This window comes from Limnohabitans sp. Rim8 (assembly GCF_945901735.1).
Lineage (GTDB): Bacteria > Pseudomonadota > Gammaproteobacteria > Burkholderiales > Burkholderiaceae_C > Limnohabitans_A.
In genome coordinates this window covers 1-26,916 of sequence record NZ_CAMDLM010000041.1, presented here as the reverse complement: position 1 = coordinate 26,916, position 26,916 = coordinate 1, and the positions used below count along the sequence as shown (strand labels likewise).

Here is a 26,916-nt window from a genome sequence, read left to right as displayed (position 1 = left end):
GGGCTGGGTCGCAGGGGCGCAGCGTTTGGATTCGCGCAATGCGATTACCAAGGGGGAGATGTGGTCGAAAAAATGCGCCAATACCATGATCGAACTTTGCTGATTGCACAGATCGAAACAGAAAAGGGCTTGCAAAATGTCGAAGATATTGCTGCTGTCGATGGGGTAGACGTTTTATGGGTGGGGCACTTTGATTTGTCCAATTTCATGGGCATACCTGGCCAGTTTGACCATCCAAAGTTCAGCGAAGCCATGACCCATGTGGCCCAGGTAGCAAGAAAACATGGCAAGGTCGCAGGGTTCATGGCCACCGATGCAACCTGGATTGAGCGGGCCAAAGCGATGGGTTACACCATGCTTGCCGCAGGAACGGACACAGCCTTGTTGCAGCAGGCCTTCGGTCAGTTGATTCAGGGCATCCAGTCCACTTCGGCGGATTGAAGCGGTCCTCTATCACATGCCGGTGTAATTCGGCCCGCCACCGCCTTCGGGCGTGACCCAGACGATGTTTTGCGTTGGGTCCTTGATGTCGCAGGTTTTGCAGTGCACACAGTTTTGAGCATTGATCTGCAGGCGGTCCGAGTTGTCTTCGTTCTTCACGTACTCGTAAACACCGGCTGGGCAATAGCGGCTCTCGGGCCCGCCAAACTTGGCCAAGTTGATGCCCACCGGCACAGAGGCGTCTTTCAGTGTCAGGTGCGCTGGCTGGTTTTCTTCGTGGTTGGTGTTGCTGATGAAGACGCTGGAGAGGCGGTCAAAGGTGAGCTTGCCGTCCGGCTTGGGGTAATCGATTTTTGGGCAATCGGCCGCAGGCTTCAAATACGTGTGGTCGGCTTTGTCGCGGCGCAGCGTCCATGGAATGTGGCCGCGCAAGACAAACTGCTCAAAGCCGTTCATGAGTGTGGCGACCGGCAGGCCCTTCTTGAACCAGGTCTTGAAGTTGCGTGATTTGTTCAGCTCGGTGTAAAGCCAGCTCTTCTCGAAAGCCTCTGGGTAAGCGCTCAACTCGTCGTGCTGACGGCCCGCTACGATGGCGTCGTAAGCGGCTTCGGCGGCCAGCATGCCGGTCTTGATGGCGGCGTGACTGCCCTTGATACGGCTCACGTTCAGGTAACCGGCGTCACACCCAACCAACGCGCCGCCGGGGAACACGGTCTTGGGCAGGCTCAACAGGCCGCCGGCCGTAATGGCGCGTGCGCCATAGCCTATGCGCTTGGCGTTGACTTCGCCTTGGTCGTTGGTGAAGTACCACTGGATGTTGTTGTGGGTCTTCCAGCGCTGGAACTCTTCAAAGGGGCTGAGCCAGGGGTTGGCGTAGTCCAGGCCCACCACATAGCCGATGGCGATCTTGTTGTCTTCCATGTGGTACATGAACGCGCCGCCATAGGTGTCGTTGTTCATGGGCCAGCCGGCGGTGTGCATCACAAAACCAGGGGTGTGGCGGCTTGGGTCAATCTCCCAGACTTCTTTGATGCCGATGCCATAGGTTTGCGGGTCGCGGCCTTCGTCGAGTTGGTATCGGGCGATCAGCTGTTTGCCCAGATGGCCGCGTGCGCCTTCGGCGAACACGGTGTACTTGCCGTGCAGCTCCATACCGAGCTGAAAGTTCTCGGTGGGTTCGCCGTCTTTGCCGATGCCCAGATTGCCGGTGGCCACGCCTTTCACCGAACCGTCGTCGTTGTAGACCACTTCGGCAGCGGTGAAGCCCGGAAAAATTTCCACACCCAGGTTTTCGGCCTGCTGGCCCAACCAGCGGGTGAAGTTGGAGAGGCTGATGATGTAGTTGCCGTGGTTTTGTGCGCACTCGGGCAAGAAGATGCCGGGGGTGCGGGTGGCACCGGTCTCGCTCAAAAAGCTCCAGGCGTCGTCGGTCACAGGCTGGTTGAGCGGGGCACCCTGCGCTTTCCAGTTGGGCAAGAGCTCGGTCAAGGCCTTGGGGTCCATAATGGCGCCCGACAGGATGTGCGCGCCGGGCTCGCCGCCTTTTTCCAGAACCACCACCGACACCTCCGTGCCTTTTTCAGCAGCCAGTTGTTTGAGGCGGATGGCGGTGGACAGGCCCGCAGGGCCGCCGCCGACCACGACCACGTCGTAGGGCATGGATTCGCGTGGGCCGTAGGTGCTGAGGATTTCTTCGGGGCTCATGACAGACTCTTTTGGACAAGTTGGAATTTGGGAGCCCGGCACCTGGGGTGTCGGGCTTGTGACTCATTTTATGCATCTTGGGGCAGCTTCCCCCGCACAATGGTGTCTTACGTTGTCATGCAGCGGATGCGAAACCCCCTTGAAGGATTTGTCATGGCTTATGAAATCGATTTGTCGGGCCGCGTGGCCTTGGTCACCGGCGCTTCGGGCGGCTTGGGTGCGCAATTTGCCAAAACCCTGGCCGCTGCAGGCGCAGGCGTGGTGTTGGCCAGTCGCCGCATGGACAAGCTCAAGGACCTGCGCGCCGAGATCGAGGCGGCGGGTGGCGACGCCCACGTGGTCGAAATGGACGTGACCGACCGCCACAGCATTGCCGCTGCCGTGGCGCATGCCGAAACCAAGATGGGCAGCATCGACATTTTGGTGAACAACTCGGGCGTGAGCACGACCCAGCGCATCCAGGATGTGACAGAAGACGATTACGACTTCATCATGAACACCAATGTGCGCGGTGCGTTTTTTGTGGCGCAAGAGGTAGGCAAACGCATGTTGGCCCGCGCCAAGGGGGCTGCGCCGGGCAGCTTCACCGGCGGGCGCATCATCAACATCGCCTCGATGGCGGGCCTGAAAGTATTGCCGCAAATTGGCGTGTATTGCATGAGCAAGGCGGCCGTGATCCAGATGACCAAGGCCTTTGCAGTGGAGTGGGGCAAGTTCGGCATCAACGTGAACGCGATTTGCCCCGGCTACATCGACACCGAAATCAACCACCACCACTGGCAAACCGAGCAGGGCCAAAAGCTCATCAGCATGCTGCCGCGCAAGCGTGTCGGCCAGCCGCAAGACCTGGACGCTTTGTTGATGCTGCTGGCCAGCGACCAGAGCCACTTCATCAACGGCGCAGTGGTGTCGGCCGACGACGGTTTTGCGGTGTGAGGGGCAAGCCATGAAGCTGGAACTCCCGGAGCGGAAAAAATGGGTCAGTGAGTTGGTCATTCCTATCCGCTGGGGTGACATGGACGCCATGGGCCACGTCAACAACACGGTGTATTTCCGGTACTTGGAAAGCACCCGCATTGACTGGTTTGACAAGATCGGCTTCATGCCCAACCCGCAAGGCGAAGGACCGGTGATCGTCAATGCGTTTTGCAATTTCTACCAACAGTTTGAATACCCGGGCAGCATTCTGGCCAAGATGTTTGTGAGCGATCCGGGGCGAACCACGTTTGAGAGTTGGTGCACGCTGGAGCGCACCGATCAACCTGGCGTGGTGTTTGCCGCCGGGGGCGCGACCACCATTTGGGTGAATTTTCCGCAGCAAAAGGCAGTGACCCTGCCCGACTGGGTGCGGGCTTTGGTCAGCGACTGAGCGCTGTCTTTGTGATGTGGGAGCGCACCCTTGTGCGCAAAAGCTTCAAGCTGCTGTTGAAGTTGTGCCGCCCACCGCACGCCATTGGTCGGCATGGTTTTGCAGCCAGTCTTGCGACAAGGTGGCGCTGCCCACCTGCATCGGGTGAAAGTCTTTGCGGGTGTAGGCCCAGATGGGCTTAGCCACGCGCCAAACCATGCCGTGGCGGCCGAACAAGAACTTGCTGGCCGACCACCAGGTGGAGGGCTTGAACAGCGTCTTGTCGTGCCACAGGTTGTTGACCGTTTGGCGCAAGACGTCGGTGCTGAATTGCCAGGTGACAAACCAAAACCAACGCATGCGCCAGGTGTGGTTGCCGCCCAGGCGTTGGTAGAGGTCAAAGGCCACACATTTGTGCTCGGACTCTTCGGCCGCATGCCAGCGCCAAAGTGTTTTCAGGGGGTCTTCAGCGCCAGCAAACCAGTCACCCGCTTGGTCCATTCGGTCCAACGTCAGGTCGCCAAAAATAGAGGTGTAGTGCTCAAAAGCAGCGGTGATGGCCAGCTCGTGCAGATAACCCTTGTCGCTTTTGCTGAAGAATTCGTCGCGGCCTTTTTTCAGGCGTTGCTCGGCGCGGGGGCCCCAGTGGTTCACCAAGCCTTGTTTTTCCAGGTGCGCGTTGTACAGCGCATGCAGGTGGCGGTGGGTCGCCTCCTGGCCCACAAAGCCTTTGGCAATTTCCTTGAGCTCGGCGTTTTCGGGGGTGTCGGGCAGCTGCTTGGCCCCGGCCTTGACGGCATCAATAAAGGATTGCTCGCCGACCGGAAAGCTCATGGACAAGGCGTTGGCATAAGCCGTCAAAAATGCATCGCCGCCGTTCCAGTGGCGCGAGAAACCTTGGCTCAGGTCCACGCTCAGGCGGCGCACGGTCAGCTCGGTTGGGGCGGCGGGGTAATTGTTCATGGTGGGTTTCCTGGGCAAATGGGTCAGAATCTGAACATTGTTCAGGTTTTGCGTAAACCTTGCAACTCGCTATCTGCTCACATTTTGAAAAAGGCTTTTCATGCCCACCGCCAAACCCGATGCAAAACACGCCACCAAGCCACAAGCCAAGACCCAAGCCGATCTCAGCTTGCGTCGCCAGCCCTCGCAGGCCCGTGCGCAGCAGACCATGCAAACCTTGTTCAAGGCCGCAGCTCAGATTTTGGACAAGGAAGGCGAGGGTGGTTTGACCACCAACAAGGTAGCGGCCGCTGCCGGTTTTTCGATCGGCACGCTGTACCAGTACTTCCCGAGCAAAGAGGTGTTGGTGCGGGCCATGGCCGCTCGGGGCCAAGAGATGGTGCTGCAAGAGCTGGGGCGGTACCTCAGCGAGCTGGAAACTCTGCCGCATGTGCGTGATCTGGACGGGCGTGCGCTGCTGGGCCAGGCGATTCGCATTTTGGTGCGGGGCTTTGCCACGGGCAAGGGATTGAGCCAAAGCCTGATTCGCCTGTGCTGGACACTGGAAAAGCCCGACGAAACCGCCAGCGCCGTGCGCCAGGTGGCTGACCGGCTGGCCATCTTTTTTGAGCGCATCGGCCACCCTGCGCTGCAAACGCCCAGCCCGGCGCAACTGTTTGTGCTGACCCGCTCGGTCATTGGCACGCTGCGCAGCGCCAGCTTGGAAAAGTCACCCCTCTTGGGCAGCCCCGCGTTTGAAGAAGCTCTGGTTCAAATGGCTTGGGCTTTGCTGGCTCGACCGCAAGCGCTTCAGGCGGCGGGCTTGGCCTTGGGCGCGCGTCCCATCACATAGAACTCGGGGTTGGGCATCATGCCGCTGAAGCTGGCCATGCGGTTGGAGAGGCCAAAGAACGCGGTGATGGCCGCGATGTCCCAAATGTCTTCGTCGTTGAAGCCGTGCGCGTGCAGCGCGGCAAAGTCGGCGTCTTCCACCTGGTCTGAGTGGTTGCAAACCTTCAGCGCAAAATCCAGCATGGCGCGCTGGCGTGGCGAGATGTCTGCTTTGCGGTGGTTAATGGCCACTTGGTCGGCCACGAGGGGTTTCTTTTCGTAAATGCGCAGAATAGCGCCGTGTGCCACCACGCAATACAGGCACTTGTTCGCCGCGCTGGTGGTGGTCACGATCATCTCGCGCTCACCCTTGGTCAGGCCACTCTCGCGCCCCACCGACTCGGGCACCATCAGGGCGTCGTGGTAGTCAAAGAAAGCGCGCCACTCGGCCGGACGGCGGGCAAAGGCCAGAAACACATTGGGCACAAACCCGGCTTTTTCCTGGACTTCGAGCACCTTGGCTTTGATGTCCTCGGGCAAGTCATTGATTTCGGGGGCGGGGTAGCGTGGGGTGGGGGGTGTGCTCATGGCGTCTCCAATGGTTGATGCTTTTGATTATGCTCATGCCACTTATAGGAGCCTGTCATGTCCAACACACCTTCACATTCACCCATCGAGCAAGCCCGCGAGGCCCGCCCCGAAGACGCCGCCTTTCAGGCGGGCTTGACCACCCGCACCCAGGTCATGGGGCCGGAGTACGTGGACCGCGCCTTGGGCGCTGCCACCGACTACACCATGCCCATGCAGGAGTTCATCACGGCCAACGCCTGGGGCAACGTCTGGCAGCGCCCGGGCTTGGACCTGAAAACCCGCAGCCTGATCACCGTGGCGATGCTCACGGCCCAGGGCAAACAGCACGAGCTCAAGGCCCATGTGCGCGGCGCGCTGAACAACGGGGCAACCCCGGAAGAACTGCGCGAAGTCATGCTGCACGCCACGGTGTATTGCGGCTTCCCCACAGCCATCGATGCTTTTCGCACCGTCACCGAGGTGGTGCAAGCCCAGGGTTGAAACTGGCGTAACCAAGTCAACACGCGCGCATTGACGGTGGTCGTCTTTTCACCGAATCTAGGTTAAGGAGATAAAGCATGGAATTTTCAGAACTCATCAAGGCCCGCAAAAGCGTTCGCGGGTACCAGCAAAAACCAGTCCCCCGTGAGGTGATCGAAGAGATCATTGCGGTGGCCAAATGGTCGCCTTCGTCCATGAACACCCAGCCCTGGTATGTGCATGTGGTCACAGGCGAACCCCTGGATCGCATCCGCCGGGGCAACACCGAGAACATGTTCAAGGGCGTGCCGCCCAAGCGCGACTTTCCGATGAAAGAGTCCTACGAGGGCATCCACCGCAAACGCCAGGTCGACATCGCGATTCAGCTGTTTGATGTGATGGGCATCGCCCGTGATGACAAAGAACGCCGCACCGATTGGGTGATGCGCGGTTTCCGGCAGTTCGATGCGCCTGTGTCGCTGGTGCTGACCTACGACAAATACCTGGAGCCCGCCGCCATCAGCCAGTTTGATTTGGGGGCCTTGTCGCACGCCATTGTGCTGGCCGCCTGGGAGCGGGGCCTGGGCACCGTGATCAATGGGCAGGGCATCATGCAGTCGGCTGTGGTGCGCGAGCACGCGGGCATTCCAGATGACCAGAACATCATGATTTGCATCGCTTTGGGCTACCCTGACGAATCCTTTGTCGCGAACAGCGTCAAATCGGTGCGTGAAGACGAAGCCAACTTTGTGCGTTACGTCGGTTTCTGAACCTGTCATTGATCTGGTTGCCACCTTGCGATGGCGGTTTTTTCTTTCCGTCCTTTAGAGTAAACACCCCATGAACTTGAGCAAAGAAGAGCTGGCTTTTCGCGACGACGTGCGCGCCTTTTTGGCCGCTGAGCTGACCGACGAAATTCGTCTGGGCGGACACCGCACCTCGGGCATTTTTGCGGACTACGAGGTCGGTATTCCGTGGCATCGTATTTTGGCCAAGCGCGGTTGGGCTGCGCCGCACTGGCCGGCGGAGTGGGGCGGCTGCGGCTGGACGCCAAGGCAACACGACATCTTCGCCAGCGAGATGGCGGCGGCCGACGCCCCCAAGGTCTCGCCCTTGGGCCTGGTGATGGCGGCGCCCGTGCTGGTGGCCTTTGGCACGCAGGCCCAAAAAGAACGCTGGCTGCCCGACCTGCGCAACGGCGTGAGCTACTGGTGCCAGGGCTACAGCGAGCCCGGTTCCGGCTCCGACCTGGCCTCGCTGCAATGCCGTGCCCGCCGCGAGGGCAATGAATGGGTGATCAACGGCTCCAAAATCTGGACCACCCACGCCCACCGCGCCACGCATATGTTTTGCCTGGTGCGCACCGACAGCAGCGGCAAACCGCAGCAAGGCATCAGCTTTTTGATGTTCGAGCTGAACAACCCGGGCATCCAGATCAGGCCCATCACCAGCATCTCGGGCGACCACGAGTTCAACCAAGTCTTTTTTGACGAAGCCCGCGTGCCCGCTGACGCCCTGATCGGGGAAGAAAACCAGGGCTGGACGATTGCCAAATTTTTGTTGGAACACGAGCGTGGCGGCTCGTCTGCGCCGTTTTTGCGGGGCCGTCTGGCGCGGTTGCACGCGTCGTTGCGCGAGGCGTTTGCAGCAGGACATGCAGACGCCGAACAAGAAGACATCGCCTTGACTCTGGCCAACGCGCAGTGCCGCATCGACGCCTTGCACGCTTGGGAGCAACAGGTGCTGACGGCGCGCATTGGTGGCGGCGCGCAGCCTTGCTGGCTGCCTGCGGCACCCTCCATGGGCAAGGTGCTGGCCACCGAGCTCAAGCAGCACCTGACCGAGTTGGGCCTGAGCATTGCCGGCCCTTACGGTGCCACCAGCCTGACGGTGGAGGAGGCCAGCGCCCACGCGCTTCCAGTGCCCGAAGAATCGGTCTTCGCCACCCGTGCGTATTTGAACGACCGCGCGGCATCGATTTATGGCGGCACCAACGAAGTCCAGCGCAACCTGATCGCCCGCCACCTGTTGGGTGCTGAGGTGGTGGAGCCTGTGGTGCCCACCGACGAAACGCAGGCCATGTTGCTGGCCAGTCTGCAAGGCTGGCTGCAAGACAAGTTGCCTTTTGACAAACGCGCTCAGATGATCGCCACGCCTGAAGCGATGGCGCCCCTGTGGCAAGGCCTGGCCCACGAGCTGGGTCTCTTGGGCGCTGCACTGCCCGAACACTTGGGCGGCATGGGCGGTGGTTTGCCCGAGCAAATGCTGATTTGCCAGGCCTTGGGCGCGGCCTTGTTGGCTGAGCCCTACAGCAGCACCGCTGTGCTGGGCGCGACACTGTTGCAAGCGCTGGGCGATCCGGCAGCCGATGCTTTGCTGCAAGGCCTGGCCGTCGGGCAGGTGCGCTTGGCCGTGGCGGCGCTGGAGCCAGCAGGCCGCACTGACCTCAGCCGGGTGCAGACCCGCTTGCACAATTCGAACGGCCAACTGCACATCAGCGGGCGCAAAGCCCTGGTGCGCGGCGCAACCGGGGCCACGCATTGGCTGGTGAGCGCGCGAGACGAGGCGGGTCAAGTGCGCATCTGCCTGATTAACCCGGTGGCCAGCGGGGTACAACGCCGAGATGTGCGCCTGATCGACGATGCCTGGGCCGCCGAGCTGGCCTTTGACCAAACGCCTGTGCAGGCACTTATCGGCCAGGGCGACACACTGCCCGCACTCCTGCAAGCCTGGGACACGGCCACCTTGGCCGCAGGTGCTGAAGCGGTGGGCGTGATGCAGGCCTTGATGCGCGACACGCTGAACTACACCAGCCAGCGCAAACAGTTCGGCCAGCCGTTGGCGGCCTTTCAGGCCCTGCAGCATTGCATGGCCGACATGTACCTCGCGTTGGTACAAGCAGCGGCTGCGGTGGGCGCTTGCGCTGATGTGGCGAGCGACAGCCCGCAGCGCCGAGCCGAGCGGGTGTCATCGGCCCATGTGACGGTGCTTTGTGCAGCCCGCCTGGTGGGGCAAGGCGCGGTGCAGTTGCATGGCGGCATGGGCATGACGGACGAGCTGGCCGTGGGCCACGGCTTCAAGCGGCTGACGGTGATCGAACAACAGTTTGGCGGGGTGGCGCAGCACTTGCGGCGGGTGGCGAGTTTGTCCCAACCTTGAGCCTCTGGGTGTTCACCCCCGCACCAACTTCTGAATCAAGTCTGCTGCGCCCGATGCTTCGTATTTGCGCATCAGCTTGACGCGGTAAATCTCCACCGTGCGGTGGCTGATCCCCAGAGCGCGACCAATCTCCTTGCTGGTTTGGCCGTCCATCAGGTGGGCGGCGACTTCGCGTTCGCGGGCGGTGAGTTCGGCCTTCACGGGTTTGCGAGCGGACAGGTCTTCAAAGGTCCAGATACCGGCCTCGTGCGGGGCGTCGCGGTTGAGCGCTCGGCCTGTCACGTGGCACCAGAAGGTTTCGCCCTTCAAGCGGCCGTCGACCCTTTTCATGATGCGGTCGTCGGCATACACGCCTTTGACGTTCAGGATGGGGGCGATGCGCTGGCCGGTGCGTTCATATTCGTCGGCGCTGGGGTAAAGCAGCTGAAAGGTCTGGCCGATCAGTTGTTCGCGGCCGACGCCAAACATCTCGCACACGCGCTGGTTGCAGTCGACCATGGTGCGGTTGCGCGAAAGCACCAGGCCGATGGGGGCCAGGTCAAAGGCGAGTCGGTAATCGATGTCTGATTTCATAAGCGTGATGGCCTGCGGCTAGGGAAAGCCCTCTACGAAAAACTACGTAGTTGAATACGTAGTATCGTCATGTTTTCATTCATCCTTTATGGGAGACCGGTGTGAACAAGATTTATCCCTCCGCAGCCGAGGCCCTCAAGGGCATCGTGGCTGACGGTCAATTGTTTGGCGTGGGCGGTTTCGGCCTGTGCGGCATTCCCGAGGCGCTGATCGCTGCGCTGCGTGACAGCGGCGTGCAGAACCTGACCGCGATTTCCAACAACGCGGGCGTGGACGATTTCGGTCTGGGCATCTTGCTGCAGACCCGCCAGATCAAGAAGATGATTGCTTCTTATGTGGGCGAAAACAAAGAGTTTGAGCGCCAGTACCTGGCGGGCGAACTGGCTTTGGAGTTCACCCCCCAAGGCACGCTGGCCGAGAAGTTGCGTGCGGGTGGCGCGGGCATTCCGGCTTTCTTCACCAAGACCGGTGTGGGCACCCTGGTGGCCGAAGGCAAAGAGCTGCGCGAGTTTGGCGGCGAAACTTACGTGATGGAGCGTTCCCTGGTGCCTGACGTGTCATTGGTCAAAGCGCACCGTGCTGACAAGTCCGGCAACCTGCAGTTCCGTTACACCTCGCGCAACTTCAACCCCGCTGTCGCCATGGCGGGCAAGATTTGTGTGGTCGAGGTTGAAGAGATCGTTGAGACCGGTGAGATGCACCCCGACCACGTGCACCTGCCCGGCATTTATGTGCACCGCATCGTGTTGAACGCGAAACCGGAAAAGCGCATCGAAAAACGCACGATTACAGAAAAGGCGGGCGTATGAAGCCCGCCGTGACAGAAAAAACAGGAGCCTGATATGAGCTGGAGTCAAGACCAAATGGCCGCCCGTGCGGCCCACGAACTGGAAGACGGTTTCTATGTGAACCTGGGCATCGGCATTCCCACGCTGGTGGCCAACTTTGTGCCCGCCGACAAGGAAGTCTGGCTGCAAAGCGAAAACGGCATGCTGGGCATTGGCCCTTTCCCAAACGAAGACGAAGTCGATGCCGACCTGATCAACGCCGGCAAGCAGACGGTGACGACCATCAAAGGCTCTTCCATCTTTGGCAGTGAGCTGTCGTTTGCCATGATCCGGGGCGGCAAGATCAACCTGTCGATCCTGGGCGCGATGCAGGTGACCGACAAGGGCGATCTGGCCAACTGGATGATCCCCGGCAAGATGGTCAAGGGCATGGGCGGTGCGATGGATTTGGTCGCTGGCGTCAAGCGCGTGATCATCTTGATGGAACACGTGGCCAAGAAAAAAGACGGCACCGAAGACATGAAGATCCTGCCCGAGTGCAGCTTGCCATTGACCGGCAAAGGCGTGGTCGACCGCATCATCACCGACCTGGCCGTGATGGACGTGACCGACGCAGGCCTCAAAGTGGTCGAGCTGGCCCCGGGCGTGACGCCCGAGCTGCTGCAAAGCAAGACGGGTGTGAAGCTGATCTTCTGATCAGGATTCGATCAACCAAAAGAAAGGCCCCGTGAGGGGCCTTTCTTTGTTTGGAGCGGGAGATGGGAATCGAACCCACGTTATTTGCTTGGGAAGCAAAAGTCCTACCATTAAACGACACCCGCATGGGTAAATTCTAATCGCTTTGGGTGAGCGTTCAGAGCCGCTTTCAAAGTTCACAAAGTTAAAATCATCAGATGCAACGGTCAGCTCTTCAAAATCAAGCCTTGAATTCTCAGCTTTGGTTTTTGTTATTGCTGGCCTGCTACACAGTACTGGAGTTGTCCTTCAACCACCGGCTGCTCGAATTGGCGGGTGATTTGCAATGGAAATCAACGGCGGTTCAACTGAACGACATTGAGATTTGGGGGCGTGTCGTCTCAGGTTTGGGTTTGGCCTTGTTGTTGATGCGTTGGCTGGACAATTTTGTGCGGTCCAGGGTTTTACTGCTGGTGATGTGCTGCGCGCTGGGTTTGTTCAGCTTGTGGCATGCGCAAAAGGCCTTGGTTGACCACATTGTTGCGCGTGCGGATGCGCAAGACCTGGCGATGAGTTGGAAATCGCAGATGAGTACCCAAGAGGCACTCAATGGACGAATTTTGCTTCGAGGCGAAACCTTGCTGACCAGCCCGGCTTCTGCAGACCTACGTCCGGTGATGAGCGCCCTGTGGGCCTCTTCTGTGGCTGGCTTGCTGCCTGAGGATCTGGACTCGGATTCCGGCGCGGCGCAACTCATGAGCGGCTTCTTTGCCCCTCAAATTAGCCAGTCGAAATTGGTGGCAAGCTACCGCAAGACGGTCATGACCCCTGTGGTCTTGGGCGCTTCCTTGCTTTTTGGATTGCTCAACCTGTGTCAACTTTTTGCGGGATCGGTGGCTTGGTGCTTGACCGTTTCCGGACAAGACCGCTTGTTGCAACGCTGCAAGTTGTGGTTGCTTGCTGCATTGACTGTGGTGTGCATGGGCTTGAGTTGGTGGCCTGGCAACGTATGGACCGCATCGCCTGCTTACCGCCTTGTTGCCAGTCCAGCGCTTTGGACCGATCAACCCTTTTTGGCTCCTTTTGTGGAGTGGAGTGTGCGCGCTGAACCGGCTTGGGCAGATTCGGTGGCATGGGTCCACCGGGCCTTGTTGCAAGATTTCGAATTCACGGTGCCTTTTCGTTCCTGGCTCGTGCAAGACGTCACGCCACCCTAGCCCGTGGCTGTGCCCTTGAGGTGATCTCTGGGCTTGAATCACTTCAAGATATCACCCATACACAGGAATTTGATTTCCACATAGTCGTCGATCCCGTGGTGTGAGCCTTCGCGGCCCAGGCCCGATTGCTTGACGCCACCAAAAGGCACATGTTCGGTGGCCAAAATGCCCACGTTGATGCCGACCATGCCGTATTCCAGCGCCTCGGCCACGCGGAAAATGCGGCCCACGTCGCGGCTGTAGAAGTAGCTGGCCAGGCCAAACTCGGTGTTGTTGGCCGCGTCCACCGCTTCTTGCTCGGTCTTGAACTTGAAGATGGGTGCAAAGGGGCCAAAGGTCTCTTCTTTGGCGCAGGCCATGTCGGCGGTCGCATCGGCGATCACGGTGGGCTCAAAGAATTGGCCCTCCAGGCGCTTGCCACCCACCAGCACACGGCCGCCCTTGGCGATGGCATCTTTCACATGGCGCTCAACTTTGTCCAAGGCTGCAGGCTCAATGAGCGGGCCTTGGTTCACCCCGTCTTCAAAGCCGTTGCCCACTTTGGCGGTCTGCACTTTGGCAGCGAACTTTTGCACAAACTCTTCGTAGACGGCTTCTTGCACATAGATGCGGTTGGAGCACACGCAGGTTTGGCCCGCGTTGCGGTACTTGCTGGCAAAAGCGCCCTCCACAGCGCTGTCGATGTCGGCGTCTTCAAAGACGATAAAAGGCGCGTTGCCGCCCAATTCGAGCGACATTTTTTTCACGGTGGGGGCCGATTGCGCCATGAGGATGCGGCCGACTTCGGTCGAGCCTGTGAAGCTGATGTGGCGCACCACATCCGAGGCGCACAGCACTTTGCCCACGGCAATCGAGTTGTCGCTGTCGGCGGTGATCATGTTAAGCACCCCGGCGGGGATGCCTGCACGGATGGCCAGCTCGGCCGCGGCCAGGGCGGTCAGCGGCGTCAGTTCGGCCGGCTTGATGATCACCGGGCAGCCTGCGGCCAAAGCAGGCGCGACCTTGCGTGTGATCATGGCCAGCGGAAAGTTCCAGGGCGTGATGGCGGCGCACACGCCAATGGGCTGTTTGAGCACCAGCAGGCGGCGGTTGTTGTCAAACTGGGGCAGGGTCTCGCCATTGATGCGCTTGGCTTCTTCGGCAAACCACTCGACAAAGCTGGCACCGTAGGCCACTTCGCCTTTGGCCTCGGGCAGGGGCTTGCCTTGCTCGGCGGTCATGATCCGGCCCAGGTCATCTTGGTTGGCCATGAGCAGGTCGTACCACTTGCGCAAGATGATGCTGCGCTCTTTGGCGGTTTTGGCTTTCCAGGCCGGCCAAGCGGCGTTGGCGGCGGCAATGGCTTGCTCGGCCTCGGCGGGGCCCAAATTGGCCACATCCGCCAGATGGGCACCGGTGGCGGGGTCGGTCACAGCAAAGCGGCTGCTGCCCGCCACCCATTGGCCGTTGATCAGGGCGTCGGTCTTGAGCAGGCTGGGGTCGTTGAGCAGGGCGAGGGGGGATGTCTTCATGTCCATGGGTGTCTCCAGATGCTGCAAGTACAGGTACTTGTTCAAGTTTAATCAGCAAGCTTAGCGTTTGTGCGGTGCACAGTCTGTCACAAAAGTCTCAAAACCCCGATGCCCAGAGGGCGGCTGGTCTTGTGCGAGTCAGAAAATGGCCCTGCCTCAAATCTATAATGTCCGGTTGCATTGAAAGCCTGAACCACCATGAGCCAAGCCCCGATTTCCGTCTCCGACATCCGCAAGACCTTTCTGGACTTTTTTGAGTCGAAAGGGCACACCGTGGTGGCCTCCAGCCCCCTGGTGCCGGGCAACGACCCCACCTTGATGTTCACCAACTCGGGCATGGTCCAGTTCAAGGACGTGTTTTTGGGCTCTGACAATCGCTCTTATGTGCGCGCCGCTTCCGTGCAAGCCTGCCTGCGGGCCGGTGGGAAGCACAACGACTTGGAAAACGTGGGTTACACCGCCCGCCACCACACCTTCTTCGAGATGCTGGGCAACTGGTCGTTTGGCGATTACTTCAAGCGTGAATCGCTGGCGTGGGCGTGGGAGTTGCTGACCCAGGTCTACAAGCTGCCCGCCGACAAGCTCTACGCCACGGTGTACATGGAAGACGACGAGGCCTATGCGATTTGGGAAAGCATTTTTGTCAAGGCTGGTTGGACGCCTGAGCGCATCAAGCACGAGAACCGCATCATCCGCATCGGTGACAACAAGGGCGGCCGCTACAAGTCCGACAATTTCTGGATGATGGCCGACACCGGCCCTTGCGGTCCTTGCTCCGAAATCTTCTACGACCACGGCGCGCACATTCCCGGTGGCCCACCCGGTAGCCCCGATGAAGACGGTGACCGTTTCATCGAAATCTGGAACAACGTGTTCATGCAGTTCAACATGGACGAAACTGGTGCCGTCACGCCACTGCCCGCACCCTGCGTCGACACCGGCATGGGCCTCGAACGTCTTGCGGCCATTCTTCAACATGTCCACAGCAACTACGAAATCGACATTTTTGCCGCGCTGATCAAAGCCGCATCGCGAGAAACCGGTTGCACCGATCTGAGCAACAAGTCGCTGCGCGTGATCGCCGACCACATCCGCGCCACCGCGTTCTTGGTGAGCGACGGCGTGGTGCCCAGCAACGAGGGCCGCGGCTACGTGCAGCGCCGCATCGTTCGCCGTGCCATTCGCCATGGTTATTTGCTGGGCCAAAAAACGCCGTTTTTCCACAAGCTGGTGCCCGATTTGGTCAAGCTCATGGGTGCGGCGTACCCCAATATGGCCGATCAGGCTGAGCGCATTGCCGACATCTTGCGCATCGAAGAAGAGCGCTTTTTTGAGACGCTGCAAAGCGGCATGCAGATTTTGGATGCGGCCTTGGATGGTGGCGTGAACGTACTGCCTGGCGAAGTGGCTTTCAAGTTGCACGACACCTACGGCTTCCCACTCGACCTGTCGGCCGACGTCTGCCGCGAACGTGGCCTGAGCGTGGACGAGGCTGGTTTCGCCATCGCCATGGAAAAGCAAAAGGCCCAGGCCCGCGCCGCTGGCAAGTTCAAGATGGACAAGGCGCTCGATTACACCGGCGCGGGCAGCGACTTTGTGGGTTATGAAGACCTGACAGCCCATGCCAAAGTGCTGGCCTTGTTCTCCGACGGCAACGCCGTGACCGAGCTCAAGGTAGGCCAGTCGGGTGTGGTGGTGTTGGATACGACACCTTTTTATGCCGAGTCCGGCGGTCAGGTGGGCGACCAGGGCATGCTGCACAACGCGGGCGGTCAATTCAACGTGGTGGACACGCTCAAGATCAAGGCCGATGTGTTTGGCCACCACGGCGAAATCAAATCCGGCAGCCTGAAGGTGGGCGATTCGGTGCAAGCCCATGTGGACTTGGGCCTGCGCGCCGCCACCGTGCGCAACCACAGCGCCACCCACCTGATGCACAAAGCCCTGCGCGAAGTGCTGGGCAGCCATGTGCAGCAAAAGGGCAGCTTGGTCAATGCCGAGCGCACCCGCTTTGACTTTGCGCACAACGCGCCCGTGACCGACGCCGAAATCCGCCAGATCGAAGCCCAAGTGAACGCCGAAATTTTGTCTAACGCTGCAGCACAAGCGCGTGTGATGGACATCGAAAGCGCCCAAAAGACCGGCGCGATGATGCTGTTTGGCGAGAAGTACGGCGAGACCGTGCGTGTTTTGGACATTGGCTCCAGCCGCGAGCTGTGCGGCGGCACCCACGTCAAAGCCACGGGCGACATTGGCCTCTTCAAAATCGTCAGCGAAGGCGGCGTGGCCGCTAGCGTGCGCCGCATCGAAGCCGTGACAGGCACGAATGCTTTGGCTTATCTTCAGTCGCTCGAAGACACTGTGACGCAAGCCGCTGGCACGCTCAAGGCCCAGCCCGCTGAGCTGAATGCCCGCATTGCCCAAGTGCTCGACCAGGTCAAGGCGCTCGAAAAAGAATTGGCCGCCGCCAAAGGCAAGCTGGCTTCTGCCCAAGGCGACGAGTTGCTGACCCAAGCTGTGGACGTCAAGGGTGTCAAACTGCTGGTGGCCAAGCTCGAAGGGGCCGACGCCAAGACCTTGCGCGACACCATGGACAAACTCAAGGACAAGCTCAAGAGCACTGCGGTGATCGTGCTCGCCGCCGTGGATGGCGACAAGGTCAACATCGCCGCGGGTGTGACCGCCGACACTGTGGGCAAGGTCAAGGCCGGTGAGTTGGCCAACTTTGTGGCAGGGCAAGTCGGCGGCAAAGGCGGCGGCAAGCCCGACATGGCCATGGCCGGCGGCACCCATCCCGCGGCCTTGCCCGCTGCGCTGGCCAGCGTGCAGGCATGGGTGGCCGAGCGGGTTTGATGCGCCCCGAGCAAAGGGGAGGTTGAGGACGCCCTTAAGCGCCCTTGGCCCAATCCCTGGGGCGCTCGTGATCTTCAGCGGCCTTGCCAAACAGGTTTGCGTTTGGCTACGAAGGCGTCCACCCCTTCACGAAAGTCTTCGCTGCCATAGGCTTGACGGATCAGGTCTTCAGCCTCGGGCGCGCTGTGCTGAACCAAGCGGCTGAGGGCTTGTTTGCTGACTTGTTGCGTCACGGGGGCCAAAGTGCTCAGGCGCTGGACCAAGGCGGCAGTGGCCCCGTCGATCTCATTGGGGGCGGCCAGTTGGTGCAGGTAGCCACAGGCCAGGGCTTCCTCGGCGCCGATCATGTCGGCCAGCATCAACATGCGTTTGACACGTTGCGGCCCGAAAGCCGCGCACAAACGCGCCACATTGGCCACCGACAAGCAATTGCCCAGCGTCTTGGCAATGGGCACGCCCATCTGGGAGCCGGGTGTGGCCAGTCGAAAGTCGCAGGCTGTGGCGATGGCCAAGCCACCGCCCACGGCCCAACCTTCAATCAGCGCCACGGTGGGCATGGGCAGCGAGCAAAGCAAGTCGATGCACGCCTCGATCTGGGCTTCGTAGGCCACACCGTCATCGCCGCAGCTGAAGGTTTTGAATTGCTCGATGTCGGTGCCCGCCACAAAGGCCTGCCCGCCCGCACCGCGAAACACCACGCCCCGCACACCCGCATCGGCTTTGAAGTGCTGGCAATGTTGACTGAGCTGTTGGTACATGGCCCAGGTCATGGCGTTGCGCGCCTGGGGTCGGTTGAAAGTGACGGTGGCCACACCTTGCTCGACAGCCAGGTCCACAGTGCCTGCCGTGTTGATTTCCGACATCAGGTGTCCAACTTCACGTTGCTGTCTTTGACCACTTTGGCCCACTTGATTTGCTCTGTGCGGATGAAATCAGCAAAGCGTTGCGCCGAACCGCCGCCGTCTTCGGCGCCATATTGGGCCAACTTTTCAACTACGTCAGGCATGACCAAGACCTTGTTGATGTCCTCGTTCATGCGTTGCGCCATGGCTGGAGGGAGTTTGCCCGGACCGACCAAGCCGTACCAGGTGGTGGCCTCGAAGTTGGGGAAGCCCGCTTCGATCATGGTGGGCACATTGGGGTAGCTGGAGGCTCGCTTGGCACGGGTTTGTGCAATCGCGCGCACCTTGCCACTTTTGACATGGGGTGTCGCAGCGGTCATGGTGTCAAACGAGTACCCGATTTGTCCCCCAATCAAGTCGACCAACATGGGGCCCGATCCTTTGTAGGGGATGTGGATGGTGTCCACACCCGCTGCCAGTTTGAAGGATTCGAGGGCCATGTGTTGGGCCGAGCCTTGGCCGGCAGAGCCAAAGCTCACCTTGCCCGGATTGGCCTTGCATTGCGCCACCAATTCGGCCACGGTTTTGGCGGGCTGGTCGTTGTTGGAAATCAGCAAATTGGGCGTGATCCCGACCAGAGTCAATGGTGTGAAATCGCGCTCGACCACATAGCTGAGCTTGGGCATGAGGGCAGGGGCCAGCGCATGGCTGTTGATGTGTGCCATCAGCAGCGTGTTGCCGTCAGGGGCGGCCTTGGCCACTGCTTCCGCAGCGATTACCCCAGTGGCACCCGCACGGTTTTCAACCAGCACCGTGATGCCCCACATGGTTTGCAGTTTTTGCGCCACGATGCGGGCCAGGATGTCGGTGCCACCCCCGGGGGCAAAGCCCACCAAGATGCGTACGGGCCCGGCGGGCAGGGATTGCGCCTGCACCGCGGGTGCGACGAGTGTGGCTGCGGTGGCGGCTGTAGCGGCTACAAAGGTTCTGCGTTTCATGGGGTCTCCTGGGGTTGTGTTTTAAAAAATGCACTCTAGAAGTGAGAGTGTCTGTCCATCAGTGGCTTGAGAAATGGTCCATGATGGCTTGCACGCCGCTGCCTTGCAGCGCCACGCCCGACAGCTTGAGGCCCATTTCGCAGCCTGCCACGGTGGCGATCAGGGTCAGGTCGTTGCTGTCGCCCAGGTGCCCAATTCGGAACATGCGGCCTTTGACTATGCCCAGGCCCGTGCCCAGTGAGCAGTCAAAGCGTTGGTGAATCACTTTGCGCACCGCGTCGGCGTCGATGCCCTCGGGGGTCATGACACCGGTCAGGATGGGGGAGTAAACGGCCGGGTCGGCGCACTGGATGGGCAGGCCCCAAGCGTTGACAGCCGCCCGAACACCAGCGGCCCAGCGTTGATGCCGCGCAAAAACCTTGTCCAAACCTTCGGCCAACAACATGTCGCAGGCTTCACTCAGGCCATACATCAAGTTGGTGTTCGGGGTCGAGGGCCAATAGCCGTTCTTGTTCATCTCGATCATCTCGCCCCAGGCCCAGTAGCTGCGGGCCATGCCACCTTGTTGGCTGACCTCGATGGCGCGGGGTGACAGGGCGTTGAAGCTGATGCCGGGCGGCAGCATCAGACCTTTTTGCGAGCCGCTGATGGTCACGTCCACGCCCCATTCGTCGTGCCGATAGTCGGCGCTGGCCAGACCAGAAATGGTGTCCACCAGCAGCAAGGCCGGGTGTTTGGCGGCGTCCATGGCGCGGCGCACGGCGGCAATATCGCTGGTCACGCCGGTCGAGGTTTCGTTGTGCACCACACACACGGCTTTGATGCTGTGGCCCGTGTCCGATTTCAAGCGTTGCTCGATCAGGTCGGCTTGTACGCCATGACGCCAGCCCTCTAAGCCAGGCAGGCTCAAGACCTCGGACTTCAGCCCCAGCTGGTTGGCCAGTTTGTTCCACAAAAACGCAAAATGGCCGGTCTCGTACATCAGCACATGGTCACCCGTGCTGAGCACGTTGCACAGAGCCGCCTCCCAAGCCCCAGTGCCCGAGGCGGGATAGATCATGACCGGGTGGCGGGTTTTGAATATCTTTTGCACATCGGCCAGCACCTTCAGGCCCAAGGCGCCGAATTCGGGACCACGGTGGTCAATGGTGGGCGAGCTGATGGCGCGCAAAATGCGGTCGGGTACGGGTGAAGGACCTGGGATTTGCAGGAAGTGTCGACCCGTAGGATGGAAATTGGTGGTGAGCATGTGCTGAATGCGCCTTTCTAATGAAAACCTATTTTTTGTATTCAAAATACATTTGTCAAGGGTGTTTATCCTAGAATTGTCTTTACACCGCTCATTTTTTGTATTCAAAAAAGACCATGGCCACTGACAACCCGTCCATTTCCTTGTCCATACCACGGTCCATTTCCCGCCCCGTGTTGCACGATCAAGTCGCACATCGCCTGCGCCAAATGTTGGTGGAAGGCTTGATCCCGCCCGGCGGCAAACTCAACGAGCGCACCCTGTGCGAAGAGCTGAACATTTCGCGTACCCCGCTGCGTGAGGCCATCAAGATGCTGGCGGCCGAAGGCCTGGTCGAGCTCTTGCCCAACCGGGGTTCGGTGGCGGTGCAGTTGAGCGAGGCCGACGTGCACCACACCTTTGAGGTGATGGCGGGCTTGGAAGGTCTGTCGGGTGAGTTGGCCGCGCAGCGCGTGACCGAGGCCGAACTCAACGAGATCAAGGCTTTGCATTACGAGATGCTGGCCGCCTACACACGGCGTGACTTGTCGGCTTATTACCAAATCAATGCGGCGATTCACCGCAGTTTCAATGCCGCCGCCAAAAACCCGGTGCTGACTGCGACCTACAACCAGGTGAATGCCCGCTTGCAGGCGCTGCGTTTTCGCTCCAACCAAGACGGTGACAAATGGCAACGCGCCGTGGACGAGCACATCGCCATGGTGCAGGCGCTGGAGGCCCGCGACGCTGCAGCCCTGCGCCAAGTGCTGATGCAGCACTTGGACAACAAGCGCAAGGTGGTGATCGAGCAGTTGCGCAGCGCCCAAAATGCCAACATCACCGACAAAAACGCATCGCCATTCCTCACAGAAGGACACGCCCCATGAATGCCCCTTTGCCCATCGATTTGTCCAAAGCATCGCCGGACAAAACCTACGAGACGGTGGCCAGCAGCAGCAACGAGGTGGCCGCTTTGCTGGCCAAGCGTTTGCGCCAGCACGCCCAAGGCGAGGTGCTGTTTTCTGCGGCCGATCGAGGGCGCTACGCCACCGACGCGTCGATCTACCAAGTCATGCCCTTGGGGGTGTTTGTGCCGCGTGATGCGACCGATGTGCGCATGGCCATGGACATTTGCCGTGACTTGGGTGTGCCCATCGTGCCGCGTGGTGGCGGGACCAGCCAGTGCGGCCAAACCGTGGGGGCGGGGATGGTGATGGACCATTCCAAACACATGCGCAAGATCATGGCGGTCGACGCCGAGCAGCGCACCGCCACCGTGGAGCCGGGCTTGGTGCTGGACCACCTGAATACGTCCCTCAAACAGCATGGCCTGTGGTTCCCGGTGGACGTGTCCACCAGCGCCCAGGCCACGCTCGGCGGCATGGCCGGCAACAACTCTTGCGGCAGCCGGTCGATTGCCTACGGCAACATGGTGCACAACGTGCTGGGCGCTGAGGCTTGGTTGGCCGACGGCAGCTTGCTCGATTTCGGTGCTTATGACCAAGCCCAGGGGCGGGTGCGCCAGATTGGCGACTTTGTGCGCGATTTGGCGTTGCAACACGCGCCTGAAATCGATGCCCATTGGCCCAAAGTGTTGCGCCGCGTGGCCGGCTACAACCTGGACATTTTTCGCAACCAAAACGAGCGGCCCTACACGCCCGATGGTTCCGTCAACCTGTCGCATTTGCTGATCGGCAGCGAGGGCACGCTGGCGCTGACACGCTCGCTCACCCTGCGCTTGTCCGAGTTGCCGCGCGCCAAGGTGTTGGGGGTGGTGAATTTCCCGACTTTTTACCAAGCCATGGATTCGGCCCAGCACATCGTCAAGCTGGGGCAGGGCATGGCGGTGGGGCAGCTGTCGGCCGTCGAGCTGGTGGACCGCACCATGATCGAGCTGTCTTTGCAAAACCCAGCTTTTGCGCCGACCATCCGCACCGCCTTGTCGCCGCACATCAACGGCGGCATGCCCGAGGCGGTGTTGTTGGTGGAGTTTTCCGGTCCCAGCAAGGGCGATATCGCCCACAAAATCAAAGAGCTGGTCGAGCTGATGGGCGACTTGGGCCTGCCCGGCAGCGTGGTCGAGATGGTAGACGATGCGCCGCAAAAGAACCTGTGGGAAGTGCGCAAGGCGGGCTTGAACATCATGATGAGCTTGCGTGGCGACGGCAAGCCGGTGAGCTTCATCGAAGACTGCGCGGTGCCGCTGGAAAGTCTGGCCGCCTACACCGAGGCCCTGACCGGGGTGTTTCGCAAACACGGCAGCCGGGGCACATGGTACGCCCACGCCTCGGTGGGCACTTTACATGTGCGCCCGATTTTGGACATGCGCCGCGATGGAGCAAGCAAAATGCGCGCCATTGCCGAAGAGGCCAGCGCCTTGGTGCGTCAATACAAGGGCGCATTCAGTGGCGAACACGGAGACGGGCTGTGCCGGGGCGAATGGATTGGCTGGCAGTTTGGCCCGCGCATCAGCCAGGCTTTTGCCGCCATCAAACAGCAGATGGACCCCGGTCAAATGCTGTCGCCCCAGCGCATCGTCAACCCGCCCAAAATGGACGACACCACGCTGATGCGCTATTCGCCCAGCTACAAGGTGGTGCCGATCCGCACGGCGCTGGATTGGCGTGCCTGGAACGTGCAAAACGACCCGGTCACCGAGCAAACCAGCGCCCCAGGCACCGGTGGTGACCCGGCGCAAGGCCTGGCCAAGGCGGTGGAGATGTGCAACAACAACGGCCACTGCCGCAAGTTCGATGCGGGCACCATGTGCCCCAGTTACCGCGTGACCCGCGACGAGCAGCACCTCACGCGGGGCCGGGCCAACACCTTGCGCTTGGCGCTGAGCGGGCAGATCGAAGGCTTGGCGGGCGAGGACGCGTTGAGCAGCCAGGCCGTGCACGATGCCATGGACTTGTGCGTGGGCTGCAAAGGCTGCAAGCGCGATTGCCCTACCGGGGTGGACATGGCCAAGATGAAGGTCGAGTTTTTGCAGCACTACAAAGCCCAACACGGCCACACGCTGCAAGACAAGATGGTGGCCCATTTGCCCGATTACGCCCGCTGGGCGGCGCGCCTGGCCCCGGTTTTGAACCTGCGCAACCGCATGCCGCTGCTGGCTGCTTTGACTGAACAGCTCTTGGGCCTGTCGGCCAAGCGCAGCTTGCCCGAGTGGCAGGTGCGGCACTTTTTCAACACCCAGGCAAGCGCTGCACAAGCGACCGCCAGCCGAGAAGAGGTGTTGACCGCTGAGCGCGGCGTGGTCTTGTTTGTCGACACCTTCAACGGCTATCTGGAGTCGGCCAACGCACATGCGGCGGTCAAAGTGCTGCAGGCGGCCGGATACACCGTGCATGTGGCCACCAAGTTGCAAGACGACGGCAAGCACCTGTGCTGCGGCCGAACCTACCTGGCCAGCGGCATGGTGGACAAAGCCCGCGACAAAGCCCGCGAAGTGGTGCAAAGCCTGCTGCCTTTTGCCGAAAAAGGGCTGTCCATCGTGGGCTTGGAGCCCTCATGCCTGCTCACGCTGCGCGATGAAATGCTGGTCATGGGCTTGGGCGAGGGCGCGCAACGCATCGCCGGGCAAGCCCTGTTGTTCGAAGAATTTTTGGCCCGCGAAGCCCAATCGGGACAGCTGGACGGGTTGAAGGCGCAGATTTCTCCGGTGGCGCGCCCGGTTTTGCTGCACGGGCATTGCCACCAAAAAGCCTTTGACGCGGTGTCGCCCGTGATGGCGGTCTTGCGCTGGATTCCGGGGGCCAAGCCGCAATTGATCGAGAGCAGTTGCTGCGGCATGGCCGGCAGTTTTGGCTATGAAGCCAGCCACTACGAGGTGTCCATGCAAATGGCCGAGTTGAGCTTGTTGCCTGCCGTGCGCGCCCAGCCCGACGCGATCGTGGTGGCCGACGGCACCAGTTGCCGTCACCAAATCCACGACGGTGCTGGGCGTGAGGCTGTGCATCTGAGCCAGTTGTTGGCGGGCTTGTTGCCGAAGTGACAGGACCCCATGTTCTTAGGTGTGAGCCCTCAGGCCCGACATCTTCGGTGCATCACCGCCTTTTGAAAATGTCGCTTCGCGAAGGGATGGCTGTCGGACCATAAAGGCCCGACCTACATGGGAAATGTCGGACCGCAAAGGCCCGATTTCCGGGAGGCATATCGCGCCACCGCAATGCGTCTGTATTTGTAGGTCGGTGCCTTCAGGTCCGACGGTGCATGTTTGGCTCGGGGCTCTTTTGGAGGCACAGCCCGCTGGCCCACTCGCGAGCCTGGCCGGTGATCGGATCGGTGAATCGCACCGACTGGGCCAGCAATTGCAGGGGCTGGCTGAAGTCTTCAGGCGCATCCGGGCCACGCAAGACGGTGGGGTAAAACAGGTCGCCTTCGATCGGGATGCCCAAGGCGTTCATGTGCACCCGCAGCTGATGGCGCTTGCCACTGATGGGCTCCAGCGCATACAGCGCCCGCAGGCCATCGGTGTGCAGCAAAGCGATGCGGGTTTCGCTGTTGGCGGGCCCGGGCACCTCTTGCGTTCTGAAAAACGGCTCGCCCGGCACCAGGCGGCTGGTGTGTGCCAAGGGCAGCTTCAGGTGCGGCGCATGCGCTGCTACCGCGTGGTAAGTCTTGTGGATCTGGTGGTCCCGAAACAGCGCGTGGTAGGCGTCGCGCTCTCGCAGGCGTTTGCCCAGCAACACCAGACCCGCGGTTTCGCGGTCGATGCGGTGCAGTGGCACCAAATCGGCGCAGCCCGTCTGGCGCTTGAGCTGCACCAACAGGCTTTGCTGCACGTATCGACCCGTGGGCGTGACGGGCATGAAATGCGGTTTGTCGGCCACCAGCAAGTGCTCGTCTTCAAACAGGACCTGTGCCTGAAACGGCAGCACGGGCTCGTCGGCCAAATGACGGTAGTAATACAGGCGCTGGCCCGGTTGGCAACTTTGGTGGGGCAAGGCCGCTTGACCGTCTTCTTGCAGCACCAAGCCTTGCGCAAAGCGTTCAGCCCATTCGCTGCGCGAAATACCGGGCATGCGCTGGGCCAAAAAATCGAGCAAGTGCGGTGCGCCCTGCGGGACCGAGACCACGCTGGCGCTCACGCCATTGCGCATGGGCAATTGAATGCCGCGAAGGGGCAACGGGACAGCATGCCCGGATTCGCGCATGTCAGACCCGGCGGAACACCAGGTCCCACACACCATGGCCGAGCTTGAGGCCGCGGTTTTCAAACTTGGTCAGCGGGCGGTAGTCGGGCTTGGTGGCATAGCCGCCCAATGCATCGCTGGTGTTGGCCAGCAAGGGCTCGGCGCTGACGACGTCCATCATCTGCTGGGCGTAGGCTTGCCAGTCTGTGGCGCAGTGCAGGTAGCCACCCGGTTTGAGGCGCTGGGCCAACTTGTTCACCAGTTCAGGCTGGATCAAGCGGCGTTTGTGGTGTTTGGTTTTGTGCCAGGGGTCGGGGAAAAAAATGTGCACGCCGTCCAGTACGCCCGGGCGAAGCATGTGGTCAATGACCTCGACTGCGTCGTGGCGCAGGATGCGGATGTTGTGGAGGTCTTGCTCGCCAATGCGTTTGAGCAGGGCACCAACCCCGGCCTCGTGCACCTCGCAGCAGAGAAAACTGTCATCGGGCCGGACCCGGGCGATGTGGGCCGTGGCTTCGCCCATGCCAAAGCCGATTTCCAGGATCAGCGGGGCCGTGCGGCCAAACGCGGCGCTGGCGTCCAGGGGCTGTGGCGCGTAGGGGAGCAAATGGGTGGGGCCATGCAGCGCATAGGCTTTGGCCTGGCCAATGGTGGTGCGGCCAGCGCGCAGTACATAGCTTTTGATGGTGCGCAAAAATGGCACGTCAGCCGGGATACCTTTGGGCTTGGGGCCGTCAATGGGAGCGTTTTCAGTCATGGGTGGGGATTGTAGGGTGCGCCCTCGCCCCGGGATGGGCCTGCTGGGGGTCAAGCCGACTTGGGTTTGAAGTCACAAAACGCCGAGACTGAGCACTGTCCGCACATCGGTTGGCGTGCTTGGCAGACATAGCGTCCATGCAGGATCAGCCAGTGGTGTGCATCCACCAAATACTGGGCGGGAATGCGTTGGAGCAACTTAAGTTCCACCGCCAAAGGCGTTTTGCCTGGGGCCAGGCCCGTGCGGTTGCCCATGCGGAAAATGTGGGTGTCGACTGCCATGGTGGGCTCCCCGAAAGCGGAGTTGAGCACCACGTTGGCGGTTTTGCGGCCCACGCCGGGCAGGGCTTCCAGGGCTTCACGCGTGCGGGGCACTTGGCCCCCGTGTTGTTCCACCAAAATCCGGCAAGTCGCCATCAGGTGCTTGGCTTTGCTGCGGAACAGGCCAATGGTTTTGATGTGGGCCTCCAGTCCTGCGAGGCCCAGCGCCAGGATCTTTTGCGGCGTGCCCGCCACCGGAAACAGTTTGCGTGTGGCCTTGTTCACGCCCACATCGGTGGCTTGGGCCGACAGCAGCACAGCGGCCAGCAGCTCGAACACGCTGGTGTATTCCAGCTCCGTAACGGGCATCGGGTTGGCCGCTTGCAGGGTGGCAAAGAAGGATTCGATCTGAGCGGGTTTCATGGGGTGTCCAGAAGTTGGCAAAATGACGGCCAAGTCAACACGGGAAGATACACCATGCCTTTGCAATTTGCCGACCGCCTGAACAACGTCGAAACCTCCGCCATCCGCGAGCTGTTCAAGCTCTTGGGCAAACCCGGCATCATCAGCTTTGCAGGCGGTTTTCCTGACAGCGCCATGT

At 60.7% G+C, this 26,916-nt stretch carries 24 protein-coding genes, 1 tRNA gene and 1 pseudogene; 14 read left to right on the top strand and 12 right to left on the bottom strand.

All coding sequences use genetic code 11. From position 1 onward, the window contains the following. The first annotated feature begins 60 nt into the window (after positions 1 to 60). Entirely contained in the window at positions 61 to 441 is a 381-nt protein-coding gene (locus tag Q0O99_RS15810; protein WP_293752935.1) for an aldolase/citrate lyase family protein, read from the top strand. 12 nt (positions 442 to 453) lie between these two features. On the opposite strand, the gene Q0O99_RS15805 is transcribed toward Q0O99_RS15810, so the two are convergent. Continuing rightward, on the bottom strand, positions 454 to 2,145 hold the full coding sequence (locus Q0O99_RS15805; RefSeq protein WP_293752934.1) for an electron transfer flavoprotein-ubiquinone oxidoreductase: 1,692 nt from the start codon (positions 2,143 to 2,145) through the stop codon (positions 454 to 456). A 153-nt stretch (positions 2,146 to 2,298) separates the two neighbouring features. Here Q0O99_RS15805 and Q0O99_RS15800 point away from each other — a divergent pair, with 153 nt between their 5' ends. Both Q0O99_RS15800 and Q0O99_RS15795 read left to right on the top strand, forming a co-directional pair. After that, positions 2,299 to 3,081 (top strand): SDR family oxidoreductase, encoded by a 783-nt coding sequence (locus Q0O99_RS15800; protein WP_293752933.1) that lies wholly within the window; start codon positions 2,299 to 2,301, stop codon positions 3,079 to 3,081. Positions 3,082 to 3,091: 10 nt separating this feature from the next. Further along, the gene (locus Q0O99_RS15795) at positions 3,092 to 3,514 is read left to right on the top strand and encodes a thioesterase family protein (protein ID WP_293752932.1); all 423 of its coding nucleotides are present in this window, start codon (positions 3,092 to 3,094) and stop codon (positions 3,512 to 3,514) included. Between the two features lie 45 nt (positions 3,515 to 3,559). Here the strand turns inward: Q0O99_RS15795 and Q0O99_RS15790 are convergent, their stop codons facing one another. Further along, positions 3,560 to 4,456 carry a metal-dependent hydrolase gene (locus tag Q0O99_RS15790; protein WP_293752931.1) on the bottom strand — a complete coding sequence of 299 codons (897 nt, stop codon included), beginning with the start codon at positions 4,454 to 4,456 and terminating at the stop codon, positions 3,560 to 3,562. A gap of 100 nt (positions 4,457 to 4,556) precedes the next feature. Between Q0O99_RS15790 and Q0O99_RS15785 the strand changes: the two genes are divergently transcribed. Next, complete coding sequence (locus Q0O99_RS15785; protein ID WP_293752930.1) at positions 4,557 to 5,288, top strand: TetR/AcrR family transcriptional regulator; 732 nt, start codon at positions 4,557 to 4,559, stop codon at positions 5,286 to 5,288. Here the strand turns inward: Q0O99_RS15785 and Q0O99_RS15780 are convergent. Further along, on the bottom strand, positions 5,246 to 5,854 hold the full coding sequence (locus Q0O99_RS15780) for a peroxidase-related enzyme (protein WP_293752929.1): 609 nt from the start codon (positions 5,852 to 5,854) through the stop codon (positions 5,246 to 5,248). The two genes, Q0O99_RS15785 and Q0O99_RS15780, sit on opposite strands and share 43 nt — an antisense overlap. Before the next feature lie 57 nt (positions 5,855 to 5,911). Between Q0O99_RS15780 and Q0O99_RS15775 the strand changes: the two genes are divergently transcribed. The 3 genes from Q0O99_RS15775 (at position 5,912) to Q0O99_RS15765 (ending at position 9,475) form a co-directional block, all read left to right on the top strand. After that, positions 5,912 to 6,337, top strand: coding sequence for a carboxymuconolactone decarboxylase family protein (locus Q0O99_RS15775; RefSeq protein WP_293752928.1), 426 nt, complete (start codon positions 5,912 to 5,914; stop codon positions 6,335 to 6,337). Positions 6,338 to 6,414: 77 nt separating this feature from the next. After that, positions 6,415 to 7,086 carry a nitroreductase gene (locus Q0O99_RS15770; protein WP_293752927.1) on the top strand — a complete coding sequence of 224 codons (672 nt, stop codon included), beginning with the start codon at positions 6,415 to 6,417 and terminating at the stop codon, positions 7,084 to 7,086. A gap of 70 nt (positions 7,087 to 7,156) precedes the next feature. Continuing rightward, complete coding sequence (locus Q0O99_RS15765; protein ID WP_293752926.1) at positions 7,157 to 9,475, top strand: acyl-CoA dehydrogenase family protein; 2,319 nt, start codon at positions 7,157 to 7,159, stop codon at positions 9,473 to 9,475. A gap of 12 nt (positions 9,476 to 9,487) precedes the next feature. On the opposite strand, the gene Q0O99_RS15760 is transcribed toward Q0O99_RS15765, so the two are convergent. Then, entirely contained in the window at positions 9,488 to 10,048 is a 561-nt protein-coding gene (locus tag Q0O99_RS15760) for a PAS and helix-turn-helix domain-containing protein (protein WP_293752925.1), read from the bottom strand. A gap of 101 nt (positions 10,049 to 10,149) precedes the next feature. Between Q0O99_RS15760 and Q0O99_RS15755 the strand changes: the two genes are divergently transcribed. Both Q0O99_RS15755 and Q0O99_RS15750 read left to right on the top strand, forming a co-directional pair. Then, a complete protein-coding gene (locus Q0O99_RS15755; RefSeq protein WP_293752924.1) occupies positions 10,150 to 10,857 on the top strand; it encodes a CoA transferase subunit A in 708 nt (235 codons plus the stop codon). 33 nt (positions 10,858 to 10,890) lie between these two features. Then, positions 10,891 to 11,532, top strand: coding sequence for a 3-oxoacid CoA-transferase subunit B (locus tag Q0O99_RS15750; RefSeq protein ID WP_293752923.1), 642 nt, complete (start codon positions 10,891 to 10,893; stop codon positions 11,530 to 11,532). 51 nt (positions 11,533 to 11,583) lie between these two features. Here the strand turns inward: Q0O99_RS15750 and Q0O99_RS15745 are convergent. Further along, positions 11,584 to 11,657, bottom strand: a tRNA-Gly gene (locus tag Q0O99_RS15745). Positions 11,658 to 11,759: 102 nt separating this feature from the next. Here Q0O99_RS15745 and Q0O99_RS15740 point away from each other — a divergent pair. Next, positions 11,760 to 12,728 carry a hypothetical protein gene (locus tag Q0O99_RS15740; RefSeq protein WP_293752922.1) on the top strand — a complete coding sequence of 323 codons (969 nt, stop codon included), beginning with the start codon at positions 11,760 to 11,762 and terminating at the stop codon, positions 12,726 to 12,728. Positions 12,729 to 12,766: 38 nt separating this feature from the next. On the opposite strand, the gene Q0O99_RS15735 is transcribed toward Q0O99_RS15740, so the two are convergent. Next, positions 12,767 to 14,245 (bottom strand): NAD-dependent succinate-semialdehyde dehydrogenase, encoded by a 1,479-nt coding sequence (locus Q0O99_RS15735; RefSeq protein WP_293752921.1) that lies wholly within the window; start codon positions 14,243 to 14,245, stop codon positions 12,767 to 12,769. Positions 14,246 to 14,437: 192 nt separating this feature from the next. On the opposite strand from Q0O99_RS15735, the gene alaS reads away from it, so the two are divergent. Next, a complete protein-coding gene (alaS, locus tag Q0O99_RS15730) occupies positions 14,438 to 17,092 on the top strand; it encodes an alanine--tRNA ligase (protein WP_293752920.1) in 2,655 nt (884 codons plus the stop codon). Positions 17,093 to 17,166: 74 nt separating this feature from the next. Here alaS and Q0O99_RS15725 read toward each other — a convergent pair whose 3' ends face one another. The 3 genes from Q0O99_RS15725 to Q0O99_RS15715 are packed head-to-tail and all read right to left on the bottom strand — an operon-like array spanning position 17,167 to position 20,181. After that, positions 17,167 to 17,955 carry an enoyl-CoA hydratase/isomerase family protein gene (locus Q0O99_RS15725; RefSeq protein ID WP_293752919.1) on the bottom strand — a complete coding sequence of 263 codons (789 nt, stop codon included), beginning with the start codon at positions 17,953 to 17,955 and terminating at the stop codon, positions 17,167 to 17,169. Continuing rightward, positions 17,955 to 18,932, bottom strand: a complete 978-nt coding sequence (locus tag Q0O99_RS15720; protein ID WP_293752918.1) for a tripartite tricarboxylate transporter substrate binding protein — start codon at positions 18,930 to 18,932, stop codon at positions 17,955 to 17,957. Before Q0O99_RS15720 ends, Q0O99_RS15725 begins: the two co-directional genes overlap by 1 nt. Positions 18,933 to 18,990: 58 nt before the next feature. Further along, entirely contained in the window at positions 18,991 to 20,181 is a 1,191-nt protein-coding gene (locus Q0O99_RS15715; RefSeq protein WP_293752917.1) for an aminotransferase class V-fold PLP-dependent enzyme, read from the bottom strand. A gap of 116 nt (positions 20,182 to 20,297) precedes the next feature. On the opposite strand from Q0O99_RS15715, the gene Q0O99_RS15710 reads away from it, so the two are divergent. Then, a complete protein-coding gene (locus tag Q0O99_RS15710; RefSeq protein ID WP_293752916.1) occupies positions 20,298 to 21,047 on the top strand; it encodes a GntR family transcriptional regulator in 750 nt (249 codons plus the stop codon). Then, complete coding sequence (locus Q0O99_RS15705; RefSeq protein ID WP_293752915.1) at positions 21,044 to 24,157, top strand: FAD-binding and (Fe-S)-binding domain-containing protein; 3,114 nt, start codon at positions 21,044 to 21,046, stop codon at positions 24,155 to 24,157. Before Q0O99_RS15710 ends, Q0O99_RS15705 begins: the two co-directional genes overlap by 4 nt. Before the next feature lie 202 nt (positions 24,158 to 24,359). Here the strand turns inward: Q0O99_RS15705 and Q0O99_RS15700 are convergent, their stop codons facing one another. From Q0O99_RS15700 to nth, 3 genes are read right to left on the bottom strand one after another with little or no spacing between them, the layout of a single operon-like run. Beyond that, positions 24,360 to 25,319, bottom strand: a complete 960-nt coding sequence (locus Q0O99_RS15700; protein WP_293752914.1) for a pseudouridine synthase — start codon at positions 25,317 to 25,319, stop codon at positions 24,360 to 24,362. A gap of 1 nt (position 25,320) precedes the next feature. Continuing rightward, entirely contained in the window at positions 25,321 to 26,055 is a 735-nt protein-coding gene (gene trmB, locus Q0O99_RS15695) for a tRNA (guanosine(46)-N7)-methyltransferase TrmB (RefSeq protein ID WP_293752913.1), read from the bottom strand. 50 nt (positions 26,056 to 26,105) lie between these two features. After that, entirely contained in the window at positions 26,106 to 26,738 is a 633-nt protein-coding gene (nth, locus tag Q0O99_RS15690) for an endonuclease III (RefSeq protein ID WP_293752912.1), read from the bottom strand. Positions 26,739 to 26,792: 54 nt separating this feature from the next. Here nth and Q0O99_RS15685 point away from each other — a divergent pair. Next, positions 26,793 to 26,916 (top strand): annotated as a pseudogene (locus tag Q0O99_RS15685) (PLP-dependent aminotransferase family protein); the annotation flags it as partial.

Excerpts from the sequence above, each read along its gene's own strand:
- Q0O99_RS15805 (WP_293752934.1), bottom strand. The coding sequence starts at position 2,145 with ATGAGCCCCGAAGAAATCCTCAGCACCTACGGCCCACGCGAATCCATG.
- Q0O99_RS15800 (WP_293752933.1), top strand. The coding sequence starts at position 2,299 with ATGGCTTATGAAATCGATTTGTCGGGCCGCGTGGCCTTGGTCACCGGC.
- Q0O99_RS15795 (WP_293752932.1), top strand. The coding sequence starts at position 3,092 with ATGAAGCTGGAACTCCCGGAGCGGAAAAAATGGGTCAGTGAGTTGGTC.
- Q0O99_RS15790 (WP_293752931.1), bottom strand. The coding sequence starts at position 4,456 with ATGAACAATTACCCCGCCGCCCCAACCGAGCTGACCGTGCGCCGCCTG.
- Q0O99_RS15785 (WP_293752930.1), top strand. The coding sequence starts at position 4,557 with ATGCCCACCGCCAAACCCGATGCAAAACACGCCACCAAGCCACAAGCC.
- Q0O99_RS15780 (WP_293752929.1), bottom strand. The coding sequence starts at position 5,854 with ATGAGCACACCCCCCACCCCACGCTACCCCGCCCCCGAAATCAATGAC.
- Q0O99_RS15775 (WP_293752928.1), top strand. The coding sequence starts at position 5,912 with ATGTCCAACACACCTTCACATTCACCCATCGAGCAAGCCCGCGAGGCC.
- Q0O99_RS15770 (WP_293752927.1), top strand. The coding sequence starts at position 6,415 with ATGGAATTTTCAGAACTCATCAAGGCCCGCAAAAGCGTTCGCGGGTAC.
- Q0O99_RS15765 (WP_293752926.1), top strand. The coding sequence starts at position 7,157 with ATGAACTTGAGCAAAGAAGAGCTGGCTTTTCGCGACGACGTGCGCGCC.
- Q0O99_RS15760 (WP_293752925.1), bottom strand. The coding sequence starts at position 10,048 with ATGAAATCAGACATCGATTACCGACTCGCCTTTGACCTGGCCCCCATC.
- Q0O99_RS15750 (WP_293752923.1), top strand. The coding sequence starts at position 10,891 with ATGAGCTGGAGTCAAGACCAAATGGCCGCCCGTGCGGCCCACGAACTG.
- Q0O99_RS15735 (WP_293752921.1), bottom strand. The coding sequence starts at position 14,245 with ATGGACATGAAGACATCCCCCCTCGCCCTGCTCAACGACCCCAGCCTG.
- alaS (WP_293752920.1), top strand. The coding sequence starts at position 14,438 with ATGAGCCAAGCCCCGATTTCCGTCTCCGACATCCGCAAGACCTTTCTG.
- Q0O99_RS15725 (WP_293752919.1), bottom strand. The coding sequence starts at position 17,955 with ATGTCGGAAATCAACACGGCAGGCACTGTGGACCTGGCTGTCGAGCAA.
- Q0O99_RS15720 (WP_293752918.1), bottom strand. The coding sequence starts at position 18,932 with ATGAAACGCAGAACCTTTGTAGCCGCTACAGCCGCCACCGCAGCCACA.
- Q0O99_RS15715 (WP_293752917.1), bottom strand. The coding sequence starts at position 20,181 with ATGCTCACCACCAATTTCCATCCTACGGGTCGACACTTCCTGCAAATC.
- Q0O99_RS15710 (WP_293752916.1), top strand. The coding sequence starts at position 20,298 with ATGGCCACTGACAACCCGTCCATTTCCTTGTCCATACCACGGTCCATT.
- Q0O99_RS15705 (WP_293752915.1), top strand. The coding sequence starts at position 21,044 with ATGAATGCCCCTTTGCCCATCGATTTGTCCAAAGCATCGCCGGACAAA.
- Q0O99_RS15700 (WP_293752914.1), bottom strand. The coding sequence starts at position 25,319 with ATGCGCGAATCCGGGCATGCTGTCCCGTTGCCCCTTCGCGGCATTCAA.
- trmB (WP_293752913.1), bottom strand. The coding sequence starts at position 26,055 with ATGACTGAAAACGCTCCCATTGACGGCCCCAAGCCCAAAGGTATCCCG.
- nth (WP_293752912.1), bottom strand. The coding sequence starts at position 26,738 with ATGAAACCCGCTCAGATCGAATCCTTCTTTGCCACCCTGCAAGCGGCC.